Source organism: Nannocystis pusilla (genome assembly GCF_026626665.1).
Taxonomy (GTDB): domain Bacteria; phylum Myxococcota_A; class Polyangia; order Nannocystales; family Nannocystaceae; genus Nannocystis; species Nannocystis pusilla.
This window is the reverse complement of the sequence record NZ_JAPNKE010000002.1, coordinates 5,075,455-5,095,397: the sequence shown is the minus strand read 5'-3', so window position 1 is coordinate 5,095,397 and position 19,943 is coordinate 5,075,455. Positions and strand designations below refer to the sequence as shown.

Here is a 19,943-nt window from a genome sequence, read left to right as displayed (position 1 = left end):
ATGCTCTGCGGCGGCGGGGTGGCGCTCGGCGGGCTGACGGACGAGGGCGCGCTCGGCTCGCTGTAGACGGGCTCGCCGGTGGCCGACGATTGAGCCGCGCGCGCGGCCAGCAGGCCCGGCGCGACTCCCCGGAGTAGCCGCGGACCGGCGCCGGCTCGCGGGCGGCCGCGACCGTGGAGGTGGTGAAGAGGAGCAGGGTCAGGACAGTACGGACCAACATGGTTTCAGTCTCCTTGCCGCGAGGGCGAGAAAATCGATCGCAATGGGCTGACCATGCCGTCGCAATCGAGGTCGAGCCCGGCGGGCGCAAGTGTCACCATTGGCGGCCGAGGTCGCCCGCGCCGGCCGACGGATCGAGCGGACACGTGTGTCTTTTGCGGGCATGCCGGGGGTCGATTCGCTGTATGTGCCGATTCGCGGGCCGGCACAAACTGACATGTGCGTGCGCGTGCCCGGCGATCGCGTGGCGACATTGTCGTGGCGTCGACAGTGACGATTGACCGCCATCACCCCGGCGCCCGTCCGCCGGGCTCGCGCGGGCCGGCGCGCCCGGACCGCCGCCGCCGCGGGCCGACGCTCGCCCGCCGCGAAGGCCGGGCTGGCGCATGAGACAGGCCGGGGCTGCGCGAACGGCCGCGCCGGCCGCGGGCACGCGCAGGTGCTCGCGGCCGGCGCGGCGGCGGACGGCCGGCAGGCGATTCACTCGAGCGCGATCACCAGCTCGTAGTCCGTCGCCTCGGAGGCTTCGGGGCTGTGGCTGACCTTGACGTAGACGTCGCCGGCGGCCGTGACCGGGCTGCTGGTGAAGTCCTCGTGGTAGGCGTAATCGGGCGACGGACCGCCGAGCGAGGTGGTGCAGTCGGCGGCGAACACCTCGACGACGGTGTCGGTGGCGGGATCGCCGGGCTGGGTGATGACGTGGACGCTCTTGCCCACGTCGGCCTGGTCGACGGTGAAGACGAACCAGTCGACGTCCTTCACGTCGCGCAGCGAGCCGAGAGTCGAGGACGACGAGGCGACGCGGGTGGCGGCGCTGCACTCGTCGTTCGGCTCGGTCTCGGGCGGCGGCGGGGGAGCGGCGACGAGGTTGATGGTGTAGTCGTGCTTCTCGGCGCCGGCGGCGTCCCAGTAGATGACGTAGATCGGCTCGGCCGCGTCGGTGTCGACGACCACGCGGGCGTCGGCGCCGAGCAGGTCGGCGAAGTGACCGCTGGCGGGCAGGACCGCGAGGATCGGGGTGGCGGCCTGGACCGAGGCGGTGACGGTGAGGGTGAGCCGGGTCGGCTCGGCGGGCGGGGTGAAGGTGTAGAGGACGGTGCCGTACGGCTCCTTGAGCGTGCCGACGTTGTCGCCCTCCTTCAGCGGGAGCGGGGTGCGGGCGGCGATCGGGAGGATGTCCGGCCCGGTCGAGCGCACCTGCGAGCCGGCGGCACCGCTGACGACGTGGAGGTCGTAGGTGCCGGGGGCGACGTCGACGTCGACGAGCAGGGCGAACTCGGCGCCGTACTGCTGGGCGTAGAAGTAATCGACGGTGAAGCCCTCGTCGACGTAGAGGGTGTTGTCGACCGGATCGAAGGGGGTCGACATGTCGTGCTGGACGAGCTTGCCGTTGAGGATCGATCCGGCCGCGCGGGTGCCGTTGAGCACCTTGAACGCGATCGGGGCCTGGAGGGTGAAGGCGCCGGCGTAGACGGCCTCGACCTCGCCCTCGCGGACGGTGACGTCGCGGGCGCCGAGCGCGGCGTCCTCGTCGATGGTGATGCGCGCGACGAGGCCGGTGGGGCTGGCGACGCGCACGCTGTCGACGCGGATGCCGTCGCCGAAGTCGACGGCGACGGCGTCGGTCCACTCGGTGTCGTCGCCGCTGATCGTGACGTCGAGGGTGCGCTCGAGGAAGGCCCGGCTGGGGTAGACGGCGCTGATGCTGGGGTCGGCGGCCGCGGGCTCGTCGGCGGCGGCGAGGGCCGGCTGGCCGGCGCGGATGGCGTCGCGCTGCGCGGCCAGGAGGCTCGCCAGGCGGGCGCGGGCCGTGGGCGCGCCGGGGTCCGCGGGGGCCGTGGCGTGCAGGAGCAGGGTGGTCACGAGGGTCGCTTGCAGGATCATGAGGCTCTCCTTGCGAGCGCGACGAGCACGGCGAGCGCAATGCATCGAGCGTGTCGTCGCAATCGCGGTAGAGCCCGCAGGCGGGGCTGCGGGCGGGTCGAAGTTCGATCCCGTATGGGGCGATTGTCCGCGGCGAACAATCCGACATGTATGACCCGCACTCGCGTGATTCACGGGGCCGGGCGCGTCGGCGAGGCGCCCGGGGTTCGCGGGCTCGCCCCGGCGAGTGCTCGCGCGCCTCGGCTCGATCGCCGGCGGGCGTGGCGTCTCGCCGCGCGGACGCGGCGGCCGTCCGCTCGCGCGCGGCCGCGGCGGGGCGAGCGAAGCCCGCGGAGGGTCGCGATCACGGTCGGGCCGGGCGGCGCGGCCGGGCCGGCGTCAGGCGCAGGCGGCGGCACGCGGCCCGGGTGGCCTTTCGGGCATGTCCGAGAGGACCGGTGCTTCAGGACATGCCCGATCGGGCATGTCCGTTCGGGCTGGTGACTGCGGGCGGCTCAGCGGCCGATGCCGGCGTACTCGAAGCCGAGGGCCTCGACGTGCTGGCGGTCCCACTGGTTGCGGCCGTCGAGCAGCAGGGAGCCGGCCATGAGCCGCTTCAGGCGCTCGAAGTCGGGGCTGCGGTACTCTCGCCACTCGGTGGCGAGGACGAGGGCGTGGGCGCCCTCTGCGGCGTCGTAGGGGTCGGCGGTGAGGGTGCAGGCGGCGGCGACGTGCGGGGGCAGGCCGGCGACGAAGTTCTTGCCGGCCTCGGGGTCGTGCAGGCGCAGGCGGGCGCCGTCGCCGACGAGGGTGCGGACGATCTTCAGCGCCGGGGCCTCGCGCACGTCGTCGGTGTTGGGCTTGAACGACAGGCCCCACACGGCGAAGGTCTTGCCGGCGAGGTCGCTGCCGAGCCGCTGGCGCAGCTTGCGGACGATGACGAGCTTCTGCGCCTCGTTGATCCGCTCGGCGCTGGCGACGATCTCGAGCGAGTGGCCGAACTCGCGGGCGGTGGTGAGGAGGGCGCGGATGTCCTTGGGGAAGCAGGAGCCGCCGTAGCCGACGCCGGGGTAGAGGAACTTGTTGCCGATCCGCGGGTCGGAGCCCATGCCGCGGCGCACGAGCTCGACGTCGGCCCCGAGCGCGTCGGCGAGGTTGGCCATGTCGTTCATGAAGCTGATGCGCGCGGCGAGGTAGGCGTTGCAGGCGTACTTGGTGAGCTCGGCCGAGCGCGCGTCCATGAACAGGATGCGGTCGCTGGTGCGGCAGAACGGCTGGTAGAGGCGGTGCAGGACCTCGCGCGCGTGGGGGTCGTCGGTGCCGACGATGACGCGGTCGGGGTGCATGAAGTCGTCGACCGCGGCGCCCTCCTTGAGGAACTCGGGGTTCGAGACGACGGTGAACGGGACGCGCGTCTGCTCGCCGACGATGCGGGCGATCCGCTCGGCGGTGCCGACCGGCACGGTGCTCTTGTCGACGATGATGGTCGGGCGGGTGATGTGACGCCCGATCTCGCTCGCGGCCTGGTAGAGGTACGAGAGGTCGGCGCTGCCGTCGGCGGCGGTCGGCGTGCCGACGGCGAGGAAGATGACGTCGCCGTGCACGGCGGCCTCGGCGTTGCTGGTGGTGAAGCGCAGGCGACCGGCCTGGATGTTGTGCTCGACCAGCGGCTCGAGCCCGGGCTCGAAGATGGGCAGCTTGCCGGCCTTGATCGACTCGATCTTGGCGGCGTCGATGTCCGCGCACAGAACATCGTTGCCGTAGTCGGCGAACACCGCGGCGGCGACGAGGCCGACGTACCCTGTACCGATGACGCTAAGCTTCATGAGGCGGGCGGGAGGATACCGAAACGCCGCCGCGTCTGCTACGGTGGCCGGTACCCGTGGCGACGCCGAGCGAGCCGAGCGAACCCGCCGAGATCACTCGCGCCGCCGCGATGTCGCGGCTCGTGTACTTGCTGCCCGTGATCGGCGCGCCGCTCGGGATGGGCGCGGCGATCTTCGCGTCGTTCGCGATCGCAGGGTGGCACGTGACGCACTCGGCGATCGTGCAGGTCGAGCCGCAGTGGGTCGCAGGCGAGCCGGTGGCGGCGCGCGTGCAAGTGCTGGACGGCGGCGGTCAGGCGGTGCCGGACGCGCGCGTCGAGGCGACGCTGCGCCGCGGCGAAGAGCGCGCGCCGCTCGGGACGCTGCGCGACGCGGCCGCGGTGGGGATGGCGCAGGGCCGCCTGACGGCCCCGGCGTGGGCCCCGGGCCCGGCGACGCTCGAGCTGGCGATCGCGGGGCACGAGCAGTTCCGCGAGGCGGTCGAGGTCGAGCTGGTCGCGTCTCGCGCGCCCCGCCGCGGGACGCCGACGGTGTCGGGTTCGACGAAAAGTACGCAGATGACACCGAGCCGCAGCCCGAGACGCTGCGCATCGTGCTGCGTCCGCTGGGCCGGCTGGCGGCCGGCTTCGACAACGCGCTGGTCGCCCGGGTGACCGACGCCGAGGGCAAGCCGCGCCGCGGGCCGGTGGAGGTCCGCCTGCTCGACGGCGAGTTCGGCCATCACAAGGCGACGAGAGGCGCCCGCAGTGGTCAGCCGCGGGGAGACGGACGCGGCCGGGCTGGTCCGCGTCGACGGGCTGCTGGCCTCCGACGTGGTCCGCTTGGAGGTGCGGGCGCTGGCTGGCCCGGAGGACATGTCTCAGGCGGCAGGTGCGAAGGAGCCTGGCGCGAAGGACATGGCCGCGGGGGCAGGTGCGAAGAAGGCGACGGGGGGCGCAGCGAAGGGCGCGAGCGCAGGAGCGAAGGACGCGGGTGGCAAGGCGGACGGCGCGGGAGCGGCGGACGCGAGCGGCGGAGCGAAGGGCGCGGAGGCGAAGGACGGGAGCGGCGACGGGAACGGAGCAGGAGCGAAGGACGGGAGCGGCCAAGCGAAGGGCACGAGCGCAGGAGCGAAGGACGCGAGCGGCGGAGCGAAGAGCGCGGAGGCGAAGGACGGGAGCGGCCAAGCGAAGGACACGGGAGCGAAGGACGCGGGTGCAGCGAAGAGCGCGAACGCGGGGGCGAAGGACGCTGGCGGCGACGCGGACGCCGCGGGGGCGAAGGGCTCGGACGCAGCGGGGGCGAAGGGCGAGACGGCCGGAGCGGGTTCGGAGTCGGCGATCGCGGCGCGGAAGTTTCGCATGGTCAGCTTCGCCGGGGCGGTGACGGTGGACGCGGCGCCGTGGACGGCGGGGGCCGGCGACGCGCTGACGATCAAGGCGCGCGGGCTGCGGCCCAAGCGGGCGGTGTTCGTCGACGTGCGCGGGCCCGACGGGGCGTGGGTCGACACGCTCGAGCCGCCGGTCGTGGGGCCCGAGCCGCCGCGGACGTGGTCGTCGGCGGGGCTACAGCCCGGGCTCGTGCAGGTCGAGGCGTATCACTTCACCAATTCGCCGGGCGAGTCGTCGGCGCTGGCGCGGGTGGTCCTCGGGCCGGCGCCAGGGCAGGGGCCGCCGCTGTCGACCCTGATCGCGCTGCAGCGCGAGCGCCTGGCGATGCCGCGGGTCGAGAAGGACTTCGACGCGGGACTCGAGGGCAAGTACCTCGACGCGCTGGCGACCGCGAGCCTCGACCCGGAGGCGCAGAAGCTGGCGGAGGCGTGGCTGATCGGGACGCTGCCGGTGGAGATCCACGGGCCGCCGACGGCGCTGTCGACCCGCAGCCGCGAAGACGAGGACATGGCGGCACTGCGCCGGCTGTGGGCCGGGCGCGTGCGCCTGCTGCTGCTCGGCGGCGGCGGGCTGTTCCTCGCGCTGACGACGCTGCTGATCGTCGTCAGTCACCGCGGGGCGGCCGAACGCCTGGCCCGCGAGATGCTCGGCCAGGGCCCGGAGGTCGCGGCCGAGGTCCGCAGGCCCAGCGCGCGGTGCTGTGGCGCGCGCTCGGGCTGCTGGCGTCGATGGCCTTCGGCCTGGTGCTGACGGTGGCGGTGCTCGACAAGCTGTTCTGGCAGACCTGACCGTAAGGTCATGTCCGATCGAGGCGGCGAGCGCCGGGGCGTGGCCGGCGAGGCGCGACGGCCGGGTCCGCGCTCGTTCAAACGGGCTCGCCCGAGCCGGGGCGGCCTGTGCCCATGCGGACATGTCCGCATGGGCATGCGCGTATGAACATGTCCGAACGAGCATGGCGATGGCCGAGAGCGGCCCTTCGTCAGGAGATGTTCGAGCGTCGGGCTCGCAGCCGGCCGTCGATCGCCGCGCGCACGGACATTTTAATAGGATGTCCCGACGGGCATGCCCGGTCGGACAGCTTCATTTATTTTTAAAAAATCGCGTCAGGCGAAGGCCTTGCGCAGGCGCTGCTCGAGCTCGTCGAGGGCGGCGCGGAAGGCGTCGATCCGCGGGCCGAGGATGGGCAAGTTCTCGGGGACCGACAGCTCCTCGATGTCGCGGCCGTATTCGAGCAGCGGGCCGCCCGACAGATTGGCCAGCGTGCCGACCACGCGGTGGGCGATCCGTCGCACCCCGGCGGCGTCGCCGGCCGCGAGCGCGGCGGTGAATTCTTCGTGGATCTGCGGCAGATCGGCAGAGAAGAGGCCGACGAGCATCGCCAGCAGGTCGCGACGACCGCCGAGACGCGCGAGCAGTTCGGCCTCGTCGACCTCTACAGGAGGCGGCGCATGCACGTGTTCATCCTCGCGGATCTCGGCGCGCGGCGCAAGCTCGCGGCGCGTGGCGAGGCGAGCGACAGCCCGGCGCGCGACGCTCCAATCGCGCCGACGTCGACGACGCGTGGTTCGCCCCCGAGAACGTTGTTGCTCGCGATCACGGCGAGCTCGAAGGCGGCGGATCGGCGGCGGCGGGCGCGAGCAGCGGGGGCCGGGACGCGGTTCCGGCCGATTCCTTGGGCGCCGGATCGGGCGTGCTATGGTGCGGCGCCATGAACGCTCCGCGCGCGATGATCCTCGCCGCCGGCCTCGGCACGCGCCTCGGCGATCTCAGTGCCCTGCGCCCGAAGCCGATGTTGCCGGTGTGCGGCACGCCTCTCGTGCGCTGGGTGGCGCTGTGGCTGCGCTCGCAAGGGGTGCGCGAGGTGGTGGTCAACCTGCATCACCTCGGCGACCAGATCGAGGCCGAGCTCGGTGACGGGTCGAAGCTCGGGATGGCGATCGCCTACTCGCGCGAGGACGGCGAGATCCTCGGGACAGGCGGCGCGCTGCGTCACGCGCGGCACCTGCTCGACGACGGCAGCGGCGCGCCGATCGTGGTCGTCAACGGCAAGATCTTGCTCGAGCTCGAGCTGGACCGTGTGCTCGCGACCCATCGCGCGGCCAAGGCCGAGGCGACGATGGTGCTGCGCCCCGACCCGGAGGCCGAGCGCTGGGGGAGCCTGCGCGTCGACGCGGCCGGGCACGTCGTGGGTTTGCTCGGGGCGCACAGGCCCGGCGCCGAGGCAGCCGAGCCGCTGATGTTCACGGGGGTTCATGTCCTCGAGCCGCGGTTCTTGGACCGCATCCCGCCGCAAGGGCCGCAGTGCGTGATCCGCACGGCGTACACCGAGCTGTTCCACAGCGGCACGGGGCTCGCCGGGGTGGTGACCCGCGATTACTGGTGGGAGCACTCGACGGTGCAGCGCTACCTGCAAGGCGTGGCCAACGTGCTCGAGGGCCGGTTGCGTCTGTCGTTCGCGGAGCGACATCTGCGAGGCGTGGCCGCCAGCGCGACGATCGGTGCGGGGGCGCACGTCGACCCGGCGGCGTGGATCGGCGAAGGGGCGGTGATCGGCGCGGGGGCGCACGTGGGACCGCGAGTGCAGATCGGTGACAGGGCCGTGATCGCCCCCGGGGTGCGTCTGCGCGACGCCATCGTGTGGGACGGGCTCGACGTGACGCGCGATGTCGAGTGCGCGGTGCTGTCCGAAGGGACAGGCTGAGCGCTTGCCGCGGGTGGTCGTGAGCGCGCGCGCTTCGGCCGATACCTTGACGATGTTCGCGCCGGTCCGCTATGTCCGGCGGATGCATCTTTTCAAAATGACCCTGGGCGCGGCGCTTGTCGCCGGTTCGCTGTCCGGCTGCGTGATCAGCACCGGCGGCACCGACACGAACATCACCAGCCTCGGCAGCGACTCCAACGCGACGACGGACACTGCCGGCACGACCGACACGACCGACGGCACCGCCGGCACCGATACGACCGACGGCACCGCGACCGACTCCGACGCGACCGACGGCACGGCGACCACGCCGACGTCGACGACCGTCCCGACGTCCACCGACGCGACGACGACCACCACCACCACCACCACCACCTCGACGACCACCGACACCGGCGGCGCCATGTGCGGCTGGAGCGTGGACGACGCTTACTACAGCTGCGGCTTCGAGGGCGAGGACCCGGAGGGCCTCCACCCGATCGCGTGCCCGGCGGGCCTCATCGAGGGCGATCCGTGCGCCACCAGCGGCCTCACCGGCCAGGGCTGCTGCGACGAGAACGGCGACAACTGGTACTGCGGCGACGAGATGGGCATGGAGATCGTCGTGAAGTCGCCCTGCGCCTGAGCGAGACCTGCGTCCCGCGGACAGGGCCCCCTGCGCGTACGCTCGCGGGGGGCTCGCGCATTTTCAGGCCCGCGCCTCGGTGCGGCCCATGAGCTCGTCGATCTTGGCGCGCAGGAACTCCGACAGCTGCTGCGTGCTCGAGACCCGGAACTGCGCCAGCTCGAACACCAGCTTGGTCTGCTTGTCGAACTTGAACAGGCTGGTCTTCTCGACCTCCATGCTCAGCTGGAGGTTGGCGCCGAGGTACTCGACGGCGAGGTTGATGTCGGTGACGCCGAAGTCCTTGCGCAGCTGGACCGGCGGCTGGAACTTGCCGGTGAAGCGCTGGCCGAGCGGCTCGGGGTCGAGCTCGGCGAGGCGGTAGTCGAGGGCGCCGAGGGCGTCGCGGATCTTCTCGATGTCGAGGTTGCGGACGGTGATCTGGCTGGCCGCGGCGATGTCGTAGGCCCACTCGATGTCGACGTAGCCGCGGACCTCCCAGTGAACGTCGCGGCCCGAGGGCGAGGTGCCCGGCGGCACGCGCAGCTGGAAGGTGAGCGGCAGGACCTCGTTCTTGGCGGTCCGCCACGGGCCCTGACGCACGAGCACGCGGTCCCAGACGTGGCCGTTCTTGGGCCCGCGCTTGTGGTGCTCGACCAGCTCGACGAAGATCGAGGCGACGGTCTCGTTGTCGAGCGCGGTGAACTCGAGGTAGCCGTCGATGACCGCGGCGTTGGTGAAGGTGTCGCCGCGCAGCGCGATCAGCAGCACGCCGTTGTTGTTCGAGCCCTGGCGCCGGTAGGCGTAGTCGGCCGCCTTCGGCGCAGTGGTGCCGCCGATCCCCAGCATCGTCTTCATCGGCCCGCCCTGCGAGGGCGGATCCTGGAAGGCCGCGGCGACGGCCGCGACCGGGCTCGCAGGCGCCATCTTGGCCGCCTTGCGCGACTCGATCAGCGCCTTGAGCTCGGCCGGCATCTCGCCCAGCACCGTGGCGCCGCCCTGGCCGCCGCCCTGCCACTCGACCAGCAGCGGGATGTGGCCGAGGAACACCTGCTGCCCGGGCTCCAGCGGCTGCGGGTCCGCCCCCACCGGCTCGCCGTTGATCCACGTGCCGTTCGACGAGCCCATGTCGCGGATGACGAGCCGGTCGCCGACGAACGCGACCTCGGCGTGGCGCCGCGAGACGCTGACCTCGCTGGTGGGGAGGCCGCAGGTCGGGTCGCGGCCGAGGAGGACGCGCGGGTTGCCGACGTCGAGCTGAACGGAGGCGCTGCCGAGCTGGAGCTTGACCTTCTGCATGCCCCGCATGGCAACCGCATTCGCTTGCAGAGTCAACAGGTGCGGGGAAAAACGGCGACAGCGCGGCGAATCGCGAGCGCTCGCGCGAGCGTCGTGCGAGGCCGCAGAAACATGTTCACGCGCCGCCGAGCAGGCGAATTCGCCGAGCTCGACCGTTGGGGTCTCCGGCCTCCATGGCCTCGAGCTTTCGCGCGTGGAAGAGAGCCTCGTCGCGCCGCCCGAGCCGATGCAGACTGACGACGAGATCCCAGCGATAGCGAGTGCTGGCCGGCTCGAGCTCGACGGCGCGGGCCTCGAGGGCGGCCGCTCCGGTCAGGTCGCCGCGGGCGTAGAGCGCCGCCGCGAGCGCGTGGAGGTGGGCCGTGTCGGGATCGAGGTCGACTGCGCGGCGGAGGTCGTGCTCGGCGAGGGCGAGGTCGCCGTCGCGGAGGGCGATCGTGCCGCGCGTGGCGTGGGCCCGCGCGCGCTCGCGATCGCCGACGACGACGACGGGTGCGTCGAGGAGGCCGAACCCGTCGTCATCCACGGTGGACGCGCCGGTGTACTCGGGCGCGGCGAAGGCGGCGGCGATCGCCGCGCGGGCCTCGTCGCGGCGGCCGAGGCGATCGAGGAGGACGGCGCGGGTGACGTGATGCGGCGCGACGGGGTCGAGCTCGACCGCGCGATCGACGTCGCGGAGGGCGTCGTCGGGCGCGAGCGCGGCGCGGAGGCTGGCGCGCCGGTGGTAGGCGACGGCCAGCGGCAAGACGACGTAGGGGCGCTGGCGCGGCACGAGGTCGGGCAGGCGCGCCTCGCCGGCCGCGATCACGCGGTCCCAGTCGAGCACGGGCGGCGGCAGGGCGCAGGCGATCGGGAGCGCGGCGAGCCGCGCGTCCCAGTCGCCCGCAGGCCCGAGCTCGACGAGCAGGCGCGCGAGGCCGGCGACGTCGCGGACGACGGGCTCGCCCGCGGCCAGGCGACGGACGGCGTCGACGGCCGCAGGTTGGCCGCGCGCGGGCGGAGCGAGCGAGAGGTAGAAGCCGGCCAGGCGCGCGAGGTCGCGGGCGATCGGGTCCCTGTGCGGGTCGTGCTTCGGCGGCAGCTCGCTCTGGGGTTCGTCGAGGAGCGACCCGTCGAGTCGATCCTGCAGGTCGCGCGCGAGGGCGTCGGGATCGGCGTCCTGCGGGGTATCGTCGAGATCGGCGAGGGCGAGGTGGCCGGGGACGAGCCAGGCGATCTTCCACTCACCTGACTCTCGGGTCATGCGGAGGTTGTGCCAGCCGAAGTCGAGCGGCGTCGGCAGGTCGTACGCGGGCCGGCCGTCCGCGGCGCGACCGTACTCGCCGCCGCAGCCGATCGCGTGCAGGCGCGCCACGACCTCGCAGGCCGCCAGCGCGCACGCTGCAGCCTGCGCGGGCTGCAGCCGCGGTCGCGGGACGGCGGGCGGGGGCTCGGCGAACACGACGCCGTCGCCGACGTGGAGGATCGGCAAGGTGTGCGGCACGGCCGTGGCGATGACGTGGCGCGCGACGGCCTCGGCCCACATGCTCGCGGTCCACAGCCAGAAGGACCCGGAGGGCGGCTCGAGGACGCGGACGCGGGCGCCGGTGCGGCGGTCGACGGCGAGGGTCCACAGGTCGTCCTCGCCGTAGGGCCGATCGTTGCGGCTCCGCTCCCACCACAGCGACTTGAGGCTGCGCCCGCTGGTGACGACCTCGAAGCGGTCGGCGATCACCCGCGGCGACGTCATCGCGGCCGCTCCTGCAGGCGCGCGCGGGTGCCGGCGACGAGGGCGGCGGCGGTCAGCGCCGCGAGCCACAGGGCGAGGGCAGGGAGCTCCTTCTCGGGCGGCGGCGCCGGGCGCGGTGGATCGCGCGGCTCCCAGTCGTGCGGTCGCTCGGCGTCGGGCAGGACGTCGGCGGCGGCGAGCGTGGGCCAGGCGAAGAGGGCGAGGGCGAGCGAGCTCGACCGGAGCATGGCCGGAGAGTAGCGAGGGCGCGCGGAGCCCTCAAGCCGGCGCGCCGGAGCGCGCGGACGCGCGAGAGATGTCCTCCGGGACATGTGGCTTCCGGGACAGGTCGAGACGAACGCCTGCCCCGACCGGCGCGACGGCGCGCGCGAGATGTCCTCCGGGACAGGTCAGGCGGCCGCCGGCGCTTCCTCGTTGAGGAGCACCAGCAGGACCTCGAGGGCGTCGACGACGGTGAAGATGCCCTGGAGAATGCCGCCGCGCATGACGAGGGCGGCGCCGATCTTGCGCTCGGACATGTCGGCGACGACGCTCGCCAGCGGGCTGTCGGGGTCGCAGACGTAGGGGTCGGGCGTGCACACCGCCTCGACGGTGGTGTGCTGCGCGTCGAGGCCCTGGACGCCGAGGGTGTGGCCGATGTCGCGGTCCGAGACGATGCCGACGAGGTGACCCTGGCTGTAGACCGGGAGGTGCCGGACCTGCAGCTGGAACATGCGCGTGTACGTGTCGACGAGGTTGAGGCCGCCGTCGATGACGGCCGGATTGCGGGTCATGAACTGGCCGACAGTGAGCTGAGACCGACGCATTGCGAAGTCCTCCTGGCGACAGTCTGACCTGGATCGTGCGATCGCGCCAAAACGGCCCGTAGGGGGCCCAGCGGCCGGTATGAGAGAGGTCGCCGGAGACGGCGAAGAAAGCCCCGTGGTAGGGTGGGCGCCATGCAGAGACTTACGACCCTTATGGCGGCGCTGGCCCTGAGCGCCTGCCCGCAAGACTCCGGCGACGAGACCGGGGGGACCGAGACCTCGGACCAGACGACGTCGACCTCCGAGACGAGCGACGGCTCGGCGTCGACGACGACCTCGGCAGCGACGACGACGACGACCGAGACCACCGGTCCCACGACCGGGCCGACCACCGGCGAGACCACCGAGGCGACTGCGGGCACCTCGACCACCGAGGACCCGACCGAGGGCGTGTGCGCCCTGCCGCCGCTGCCCGAGGAGACCGTCAACGCCCTCGGCTTCAACGTGTTCGGCCAGACCTACGAGGCGAAGCCGGGCGAGATGCTGGACCTCTCGGTCGGCGCGATCGAGTGCTGCTACATCAAGCAGATGGTCGAGGCCTGCGTGACCTACTCGGTCAGCCCCGCCGAGGGCGCCACCATCAACGCGGTCGGGGCGCTGACGATCGCGGGCGACGTGGCGCCGGGCACCGTGTTCACCGTGACCGCGGACGTCGAGGCCGGCCGCAAGGTGCTGACGACGGAGGTGTTCGTGTACACGCCCGAGTCGAACCCGTTCGTGGGCATCTGGCACGAGGTGGCGCAGCTGCCGTGCGGCGGCGGGGCCGAGGTGGCGCCGGAGATGGCGATCCAGGAGCTGTGGTTCCGCGCCAGCGGCGAGGCGCAGGTGACGTGGTTCCCGTTCGAGATCTACTTCGACTACTGGTCCGATTACACGTACGACCTGCAGACCGGCGACCTGACGATCACGCCGACGGGCGGCAACTACGTGCCGGCCGACGTCGAGGGGCGGGCACGTTCAAGATCGAGGGCAATCAACTTGTCCTCGAGGACATGTGGCTCGGCTCGCCGCAGAACGGGATGACGCCGGCGAACTGCGGCCACCGCTTCGAGCGCTAGGCCCCGGGCTTCGCGCGGGGCGGTGCGCCAGATCTGTCCTCGAGGGCAGGTGCCGGACGGCGCCGCGCGTACCTACGAGATCGGGGCGACGCGCACCGGGAGGCCGCCGCTCGGACCGGCGGTGATGCCCTTCTGCTGGGCGTGGATCTTGTGCTCGGGGTCGGCCTCGACGACGAAGCGGGTGAACAGGCGGGCGAGGACGATCCGCATCTCGTGCTCGGCGAAGGCGGCGCCGAGGCAGCGCCACACGCCGCCGCCGAACGGGAAGTGGACCGCGGCCGACGGCTTGCGGTCGAGCATGCGCTCGGGCTTGAAGGCGTCGGGCTCGCTCCACAGCGAGGGGTGGCGCTGGATGAGATAGACGCTGAGCATGATGACGGTGCCGGCCGAGAGGTCGCGGCCGAGCAGGCGCATCGGCTTGCGCAGGCGGCGGGACACGCCGATGCCGATCGGGTAGAGGCGCATCGACTCGGCGATCGCGGCGCCGAGGTAGTGGAGGTCGCGGACCCGCGCCGGGTCGAAGCCGCCCTGCATGACCTGGGCGACCTCGGCGCGCACGCGGGCCAGCGCCTCGGGGTGCCGCACGAGGCAGTGGACGGCCCAGCACAGCGACAGCGAGGTGGTCTCGTAGCCGCCGATGACGAGCATGAGCAACTGGGCGAGCAGCTCCTCGCGCGACATCGGCTGGCCGTCGGCGAAGCGGGCCCGCAGCATCAGCGCCAGGACGTCGCTGCGGGTCTCCGGGCCCTCGGCCAGGCAGCGATCGATCTCCGCCTCGAGCAGCGCGTGGATCCGTCCGAGCCGGTCGGCGATCCGCTGCACCGGCAGGCGCGAGGGGGTGAACGGGGCGTTCGGCGCGGCCGCGCGAGCGCGCCGGCTGAGCCGCGTGAGGGCGGCGTGGGCCCGCGTCGGCGTGAGCACCGCGCCGAGCGCGACCATGTCGGGGCCGAACACCAGCTGCAGATATTCGATGACGAGGGCCCGCAGCTCCTCGAAGCGCGGGCCCTCGGCGACGCCGAACAGGCAGCGCAGGATGACGCGCATGGTGATGTCCTGCATCGGGCCGATCAGCGGGAAGGTGATACCGAGCGGCAGGCCGTCGAGGACGCGGTCGGCGATCTCGAGCATCGTCGGCCCGAAGGCGCGGACGCTCTCGGCGTTGAAGGCGGGGTTCAGCAGCTTGCGCCGCTGGCGGTGGTGGTCGTCGTCGGTGAGGATGAGGGCGAGCGGGTCGACGAACAGCTCGACGCCGCCGGCGTGCCGCTCGAATTGATCGTAGGAGCCGGTGAGGATCTGGCGCACGGTCTCGGGCTCGCTGCACACGAGCACCGGGGGCATGCCGGCCATGCGCAGCTCGGCGAGCTCGCCGCCGCGGCGCCGGAGATCGTCGAGGAATCGGTACGGCTCGCGGGCTATCTGGACGAGGTTGCCGATCGGCTCGAAGGCCTCGTGCCAGCGGTCGCGGAGGGATTGCAAAAACATCGGCGGTCCGTCTAGCACGGCGGTCCGCGGCCGGCCACGGCGCCCAGGGCGACCGCGGCGCGTGGCCGCTCGCGTCAGGGGATATTGAGGCGATGCAGCGAGCAGCGACGTGACGTGTGGCGATCCTGGGGGCGACCGGTGCGGCGGGCGCTGGAGGAGCTGCTGCGGTCGCCCGCGTTCGCAGGGGTGACCAGCCTCGGCCATCGCTCGCTCGCGGACGCGCCGGTGTCGCCGAAGCTGACGCAGCACGTGGTCGACCTCGAGGACGCCGCCGGCTACGACGACCCGGGCGTCCACGTGTACCACTGGGACGAGTTCTCGGCGCTGGCCCGTGCGGCGTCGTAGGGGGATCTCCGCGCCGGCTTCGTGCACGGGACTACATGATTCTTGGGACATGTTGTAACGGGATCGTAATCGCGGCGGCGGCGGCGGCGCGGCTGCGCTCGACGACCCAGGCGGCGGTGTAGAGTCGGCGTCGACGCATGTCGACTCCCAGCAACGACAAGCCCCTGTTCCGCAGCGTCGCCACCTTCGTCGCCTTCGTCCTGGTCGGGGTCGGCGTGTACGCCTGGCTGCAGGCGACCCGCGCGGCGCCCCGCCAGCGCACCGCGGTCGAGCAGGGCCGCCCGGTCCGCGTGCTCGAGCTGGCGCCGCTCGAGGTGGTGCCGCGGGTGGTCGGCTACGGCGCGGTCGAGGCCCAGCGCGAGTGGCAAGCGCTGGCGCAGGTGTCGGGCACGGTGGTCGATGTGGCGGACCGGCTCGAGCCGGGGCGGATCGTGCAGGAGGGGACGGTGCTGCTGAAGATCGACCCCGGCAGCTACGCGATCGAGCAGGGCCGCTCGGAGGCGGTGGTGAAGGCGGTGCGGGCCCAGATCGCCGAGATCAAGGCGCGCGAGGCCAGCGCGGCGTCGAACCTGAAGATCGACGAGCGCTCGCTCGAGCTGGCCCGCGGCGAGCTCGCGCGCGTGCGCTCGTTGTACGAGCAGGAGCGGCGCCGCTGACCGACGTCGAGGTCGCCGAGAAGGCGGTGATCGTCGCCGAGAAGACGGTGCAGACGTTCCGCAACACGCTCGGCGAGCTGCCGGCGACCCGCCGTGTGCTCGAGGCGCAGCTCGAGCAGCAGCAGGCGGGGGTGGCGACGACCAAGCTCGAGCTGGCGAAGACGGAGATCGTGGCGCCGTTCACGATGCGCCTGCGCGAGGTCAACGCGGCGCTCGAGCAGGTGGTGACCGGCGGGCAGGCGCTGATCGTCGGCGACGGCATCGACGTGTTCGAGATCCCGGCGCAGGTGCCGGTCGGCAGCCTCGGCTCGCTGCTGCCGCCGCGCAACCCGACGAGCCGCGGCCGGAGCCGGGGGCGCCGTCGCGGATGGAGTCGATCGAGGCGATCGTGCGCCTCGAGGGCCAGGGGGTGCAGCGGGCGTGGAAGGGCAAGTTCCGCCGGTTCGGCGGGATCGACCCGAACACGCGGATGATGATCGCGGTGGTCCAGGTCGACGAGAACCGCGAGGCCGGGGCGCAGCCGCAGGGGCCGCGGCTCAACCGCGGGCTGTACGTCGAGGTCGAGCTGCGCGGGCCGCCGCGCGCCGACTGCATGGCGGTGCCGCGCGCGGCCTACCACGACGGGACGCTGTACGTGGTCGGCGCGGAGGACAAGCTCGAGCTGCGCAAGGTCGAGGCGACGCTGGTGCAGGAGGAGTACGTGTGCGTGACCGGCGAGGTGCAGGCCGGCGACAAGATCGTGCTGACCGACCTGGTGCCGGCGCTGGCGGGGATGCTGCTGGCGCCGCGCGTCGATGACGAGGGGACCGCCGCGCTGCAGCGGGCGGCCCGCGGGGAGGCGTCGTGATCGTCTACTTTGCGCGGCACCCGACGGCCGCAAACCTGTTGATGTTGGTGTTCGTGATCCTCGGCCTGGTGGCGCTGCCGGGGCTGCGGCGCGAGTCGTACCCGGAGTTCGAGCCGTCGCAGATCCGCATCAGCGCGGCCTACCCCGGCGCGGACGCGGAGATCGTCGACGAGACGCTGGTCCAGGGCATCGAGGAGGCGATCGCGGGGCTCGACGGGGTGGCGGTGATGACGTCGCAGGCCCGCGAGGGCTCGGCGTCGATCACGATCGATGTCGAAGACAAGGTGCCGCTCGCCGACGTGCTGGCCGACGTGAAGTCGGCGGTCGACGGCCTGCGCGACCTGCCGCCCGACCTCGACCCGCCGGTGGTGGCGGCGGCGACCCGCCGCGCGCCGGTGGCCTCGATCGCGGTGACGGGGCCGATGTCGGCCCAGGACCTCAAGCTGTACTGCGAGCAGCTGCGCCGCGAATTGCTGCGCGACGAGCACATCGCCCAGGTGACGATCGCGGGCTTCTCGACGCATCAGATCCTGATCCAGCTCAAGCAGTCGGCGCTGGCCCGCCACGGGCTGTCGGTCGTCGACGTGGCGGCCGCGGTGCAGGCCCAGAGCGTCGACAGCCCGATCGGGACGATCGAGCGCGCCGGCGGCGACATCCTGGTCCGCTACTCGGACAAGCGCACCGACGTGTCGGCGCTGGCCGAGCTCGTGGTCAAGGGCGCGGCCGGGGGCGCGGAGATCCGGCTGGCCGACGTGGCCGAGATCGAGGACACGTTCGCGGTCGAGGAGGAGCAGACGCAGTTCAACGGCGAGCGCGCGTGCACGCTCGGGATCACCAAGACGGCGTGGCAGGACAGCCTCGACGTGCTCGGCTCGATCGAGGCGTTCCTCGCCGACCAGGAGCTGCGCAAGCCGACCGGGGTGAAGCTGACGCTGACGCAGAACGTGGCCTCGGCGGTGGCCGACCAGATCGGGCTGCTGTTCACCAACGCGTGGCAGGGGCTCCTGCTGGTGTTCGTGACGCTATGGCTGTTCTTCCACGTGCGCCTGGCGTTCTGGGTCGCGGTCGGCCTGCCGGTGTCGGTGCTCGGCTCGCTGTGGGTGCTCGAGCAGCTCGGCCAGACCGTCAACATGATGACGATGATGGGGATGCTGGTCGCGCTCGGCCTGGTGATGGACGACGCGATCGTGTTCGCCGAGAACTTCGCGGCCCACCGCGAGCGCGGGGCCTCGGCGATGCGCGCGGCGGTCGACTCGGCCAAGCAGGTCGCGTCGGGGGTGGTGTCGTCGTTCCTGACGACGGTGGCGGTGTTCTTGCCGCTGATGGGCATCGAGGGCCGGATCGGCCGGGTGCTGCAGGTGATCCCGATCGTGCTGGTGGCGGTGCTGGCGGTCAGCCTGGTCGAGGCGTTCTTCATCCTGCCGAACCACCTGGCGCACGCGTTCCGCGACGTCGACCCCAACGCGAAGAGCAAGGCGCGCGCGTGGTTCGACGCGGGGTTCGCCCGCTTCCGCGAGCGCCGGCTCGGCGGGGCGGTCGACTTCGCCGTCCGCCACCGCTGGGCGACGCTCGGGGTGATGGTGGCGCTGCTGCTCGGCTCGGTCGGGATGCTGTCGAGCGGGCGCCTGCGCTACGTGGCGTTCCCGGCGGCCGAGGGCGACGTGGCCGAATTCGGCTGGCGCTGCCGCCGGGCGCGCCGCTGGAGCGCACGCAGCAGGAGGTCGACCGGGTGGTGGCCGCGGCCTGGCGCGTCAACGACAGGCTGACGCCCGAGCAGCCGGAGCAGCGGCCGCTGGTCCGCAACGTGTCGGCCCGCTTCAACTACAACGCCGACGTGACCGACGAGTCGGGGCCGCACCTGGCGACGGTGTCGGTCGACCTGCTGGGCATCGAGGCGCGCTCGACCACGCTCGACGCGTTCTCGAAGGCGTGGCGCGAGGAGACGGGGCCGCTGCCGAGCGCGGCGGTGACGAAGTTCGCCGAGGGCACCAAGGGCGGCCCGGCCGGCAACGCGATCGAGGTCGAGATCCAGTGCGAGGACCTCGATCGCGCGAAGGAGGCGTCGCAGCGGATCCAGGCGTGGTTCATGCAGAACCCCGGGGTGTTCGACGTCGGCGACAACCTCGACCCGGGCAGCGAGCAGGTGCGCGTGCGCCTGCGCCCGGGCGCGGGCTCCCACGGCCTGACCGGCAGCGCGGTGGCCCAGCAGGTCCGCTCGGCGCTGACGGGCGTGTCGGTGCAGACGTTCTACACCCACGGCGAAGACTACGAGCTCTACGTCGAGCTCGAGCAGCGCGGCCGCGACACCATGGCCGACCTCGAGCTGATGCCGATCACGGTCGCGCCCGGCGTCAACATGCCGCTCGGGTCGATCGCCACCATCGAGCTGTCGAGCAGCTTCGCCCGCCTCAACCGCCGCGACAGCGTGCGCACGGTGACGGTGACGGGCAACGTGTCGACCGAGGAGGCCAACGCGTCGGAGGTGATGAGCCGCTTCATGGCCGAGGCGGCGCCGGAGATCGAGCGCGAGTTCCCGGAGGTCCGCCTGGCGGCCGGCGGGGCGGCCAAGCAGTCGGCCGAGGCGCTGAGCTCGATGCTGACGCGGATGATGATCGGGCTGTTCGCGGTGTTCGCCCTGCTGAGCCTGCAGTTCCGCAGCTTCGTGGCGCCGCTCATCGTGATGCTGGCGATCCCGTTCGCGTTCGTCGGGGTGATCTGGGGCCACCTGCTGATGGGCATGCCGCTGTCGTCGCAGAGCATCTTCGGCCTCATCGCCATCTCGGGGGTGGTGGTCAACGACTCGATCCTGCTGATGGAGTTCATCAACATGGCCCGCGTCCGCGGCGACTCGCCCGCGGAAGCCGCCGGCCAGGCCAGCCGCGACCGCTTCCGCGCGGTGCTGCTGACGTCGGCCACGACCATCGCCGGCCTGTTCCCGATCATGTTCGAGACCAGCCGCCACGCGCAGTCGCTGGTGCCGGTGGCGGCGTCGATCGTGTTCGGGCTGGCGGCCTCGACGGTGCTGGTGCTGATCGTCATCCCCGCGGCCTACGCGGTCCTGGCCGACGTCGGCCTGGCGCCGCGGCCGTTCGCCGGCGACGAGGAGGAGTAGCTCGAAAGGACATGGTTTTCCGGACA

The 19,943-nt window shown here is 72.5% G+C and carries 19 protein-coding genes; 11 read left to right on the top strand and 8 right to left on the bottom strand.

All coding sequences use genetic code 11. The features are described 5' to 3' along the window. Positions 1-699: 699 nt before the first annotated feature. Positions 700-2,103: a hypothetical protein gene (locus OV079_RS22510; RefSeq protein WP_267770918.1), complete on the bottom strand. Its 1,404-nt coding sequence runs from the start codon at positions 2,101-2,103 to the stop codon at positions 700-702. Between the two features lie 494 nt (positions 2,104-2,597). Continuing rightward, entirely contained in the window at positions 2,598-3,908 is a 1,311-nt protein-coding gene (locus tag OV079_RS22505; RefSeq protein WP_267770917.1) for a UDP-glucose dehydrogenase family protein, read from the bottom strand. Between the two features lie 56 nt (positions 3,909-3,964). Here OV079_RS22505 and OV079_RS22500 point away from each other — a divergent pair, with 56 nt between their 5' ends. Next, positions 3,965-4,561, top strand: coding sequence for a hypothetical protein (locus OV079_RS22500; protein ID WP_267770916.1), 597 nt, complete (start codon positions 3,965-3,967; stop codon positions 4,559-4,561). Between the two features lie 93 nt (positions 4,562-4,654). Continuing rightward, positions 4,655-6,028, top strand: coding sequence for a hypothetical protein (locus OV079_RS22495; RefSeq protein ID WP_267770915.1), 1,374 nt, complete (start codon positions 4,655-4,657; stop codon positions 6,026-6,028). Between the two features lie 353 nt (positions 6,029-6,381). Here the strand turns inward: OV079_RS22495 and OV079_RS22490 are convergent, their stop codons facing one another. Then, positions 6,382-6,732: an Hpt domain-containing protein gene (locus OV079_RS22490; RefSeq protein WP_267770914.1), complete on the bottom strand. Its 351-nt coding sequence runs from the start codon at positions 6,730-6,732 to the stop codon at positions 6,382-6,384. A 254-nt stretch (positions 6,733-6,986) separates the two neighbouring features. On the opposite strand from OV079_RS22490, the gene OV079_RS22485 reads away from it, so the two are divergent. Together OV079_RS22485 and OV079_RS22480 are read left to right on the top strand one after the other, a co-directional pair. Further along, positions 6,987-7,979, top strand: a complete 993-nt coding sequence (locus OV079_RS22485; protein WP_267770913.1) for a nucleotidyltransferase family protein — start codon at positions 6,987-6,989, stop codon at positions 7,977-7,979. 82 nt (positions 7,980-8,061) lie between these two features. Continuing rightward, on the top strand, positions 8,062-8,604 hold the full coding sequence (locus tag OV079_RS22480; RefSeq protein ID WP_267770912.1) for a hypothetical protein: 543 nt from the start codon (positions 8,062-8,064) through the stop codon (positions 8,602-8,604). A 63-nt stretch (positions 8,605-8,667) separates the two neighbouring features. On the opposite strand, the gene OV079_RS22475 is transcribed toward OV079_RS22480, so the two are convergent. The 4 genes from OV079_RS22475 to OV079_RS22460 form a co-directional block, all read right to left on the bottom strand. Continuing rightward, positions 8,668-9,882, bottom strand: coding sequence for an FHA domain-containing protein (locus OV079_RS22475; RefSeq protein ID WP_267770911.1), 1,215 nt, complete (start codon positions 9,880-9,882; stop codon positions 8,668-8,670). 115 nt (positions 9,883-9,997) lie between these two features. After that, entirely contained in the window at positions 9,998-11,611 is a 1,614-nt protein-coding gene (locus OV079_RS22470; RefSeq protein ID WP_267770910.1) for a tetratricopeptide repeat protein, read from the bottom strand. Then, the gene (locus tag OV079_RS22465) at positions 11,608-11,838 is read right to left on the bottom strand and encodes a hypothetical protein (RefSeq protein WP_267770909.1); all 231 of its coding nucleotides are present in this window, start codon (positions 11,836-11,838) and stop codon (positions 11,608-11,610) included. Before OV079_RS22465 ends, OV079_RS22470 begins: the two co-directional genes overlap by 4 nt. 162 nt (positions 11,839-12,000) lie before the next feature. Next, positions 12,001-12,384 carry a CBS domain-containing protein gene (locus OV079_RS22460; protein ID WP_267770908.1) on the bottom strand — a complete coding sequence of 128 codons (384 nt, stop codon included), beginning with the start codon at positions 12,382-12,384 and terminating at the stop codon, positions 12,001-12,003. A gap of 165 nt (positions 12,385-12,549) precedes the next feature. Between OV079_RS22460 and OV079_RS22455 the strand changes: the two genes are divergently transcribed. Next, on the top strand, positions 12,550-13,440 hold the full coding sequence (locus tag OV079_RS22455; RefSeq protein WP_267770907.1) for a hypothetical protein: 891 nt from the start codon (positions 12,550-12,552) through the stop codon (positions 13,438-13,440). A 107-nt stretch (positions 13,441-13,547) separates the two neighbouring features. On the opposite strand, the gene OV079_RS22450 is transcribed toward OV079_RS22455, so the two are convergent. After that, complete coding sequence (locus OV079_RS22450; protein ID WP_267770906.1) at positions 13,548-14,957, bottom strand: cytochrome P450; 1,410 nt, start codon at positions 14,955-14,957, stop codon at positions 13,548-13,550. A gap of 138 nt (positions 14,958-15,095) precedes the next feature. Between OV079_RS22450 and OV079_RS22445 the strand changes: the two genes are divergently transcribed. The 6 genes from OV079_RS22445 (at position 15,096) to OV079_RS22420 (ending at position 19,917) form a co-directional block, all read left to right on the top strand. Next, positions 15,096-15,302 (top strand): Rossmann-fold NAD(P)-binding domain-containing protein, encoded by a 207-nt coding sequence (locus tag OV079_RS22445; RefSeq protein ID WP_267770905.1) that lies wholly within the window; start codon positions 15,096-15,098, stop codon positions 15,300-15,302. Between the two features lie 137 nt (positions 15,303-15,439). Beyond that, positions 15,440-15,958: an HlyD family secretion protein gene (locus OV079_RS22440; RefSeq protein ID WP_267770904.1), complete on the top strand. Its 519-nt coding sequence runs from the start codon at positions 15,440-15,442 to the stop codon at positions 15,956-15,958. A gap of 26 nt (positions 15,959-15,984) precedes the next feature. Continuing rightward, complete coding sequence (locus tag OV079_RS22435) at positions 15,985-16,431, top strand: efflux RND transporter periplasmic adaptor subunit (protein ID WP_267770903.1); 447 nt, start codon at positions 15,985-15,987, stop codon at positions 16,429-16,431. Then, a complete protein-coding gene (locus OV079_RS22430; RefSeq protein WP_267770902.1) occupies positions 16,368-16,805 on the top strand; it encodes an efflux RND transporter periplasmic adaptor subunit in 438 nt (145 codons plus the stop codon). Before OV079_RS22435 ends, OV079_RS22430 begins: the two co-directional genes overlap by 64 nt. Next, complete coding sequence (locus OV079_RS22425) at positions 16,802-18,571, top strand: efflux RND transporter permease subunit (protein WP_267770901.1); 1,770 nt, start codon at positions 16,802-16,804, stop codon at positions 18,569-18,571. Before OV079_RS22430 ends, OV079_RS22425 begins: the two co-directional genes overlap by 4 nt. Further along, on the top strand, positions 18,535-19,917 hold the full coding sequence (locus OV079_RS22420; protein ID WP_267770900.1) for an efflux RND transporter permease subunit: 1,383 nt from the start codon (positions 18,535-18,537) through the stop codon (positions 19,915-19,917). Before OV079_RS22425 ends, OV079_RS22420 begins: the two co-directional genes overlap by 37 nt. Positions 19,918-19,943 lie beyond the last annotated feature (26 nt).

Excerpts from the sequence above, each read along its gene's own strand:
- OV079_RS22480 (WP_267770912.1), top strand. The coding sequence starts at position 8,062 with ATGCATCTTTTCAAAATGACCCTGGGCGCGGCGCTTGTCGCCGGTTCG.
- OV079_RS22485 (WP_267770913.1), top strand. The coding sequence starts at position 6,987 with ATGAACGCTCCGCGCGCGATGATCCTCGCCGCCGGCCTCGGCACGCGC.
- OV079_RS22460 (WP_267770908.1), bottom strand. The coding sequence starts at position 12,384 with ATGACCCGCAATCCGGCCGTCATCGACGGCGGCCTCAACCTCGTCGAC.
- OV079_RS22510 (WP_267770918.1), bottom strand. The coding sequence starts at position 2,103 with ATGATCCTGCAAGCGACCCTCGTGACCACCCTGCTCCTGCACGCCACG.
- OV079_RS22450 (WP_267770906.1), bottom strand. The coding sequence starts at position 14,957 with ATGTTTTTGCAATCCCTCCGCGACCGCTGGCACGAGGCCTTCGAGCCG.
- OV079_RS22475 (WP_267770911.1), bottom strand. The coding sequence starts at position 9,882 with ATGCAGAAGGTCAAGCTCCAGCTCGGCAGCGCCTCCGTTCAGCTCGAC.
- OV079_RS22455 (WP_267770907.1), top strand. The coding sequence starts at position 12,550 with ATGCAGAGACTTACGACCCTTATGGCGGCGCTGGCCCTGAGCGCCTGC.
- OV079_RS22470 (WP_267770910.1), bottom strand. The coding sequence starts at position 11,611 with ATGACGTCGCCGCGGGTGATCGCCGACCGCTTCGAGGTCGTCACCAGC.
- OV079_RS22465 (WP_267770909.1), bottom strand. The coding sequence starts at position 11,838 with ATGCTCCGGTCGAGCTCGCTCGCCCTCGCCCTCTTCGCCTGGCCCACG.
- OV079_RS22505 (WP_267770917.1), bottom strand. The coding sequence starts at position 3,908 with ATGAAGCTTAGCGTCATCGGTACAGGGTACGTCGGCCTCGTCGCCGCC.
- OV079_RS22440 (WP_267770904.1), top strand. The coding sequence starts at position 15,440 with ATGTCGACTCCCAGCAACGACAAGCCCCTGTTCCGCAGCGTCGCCACC.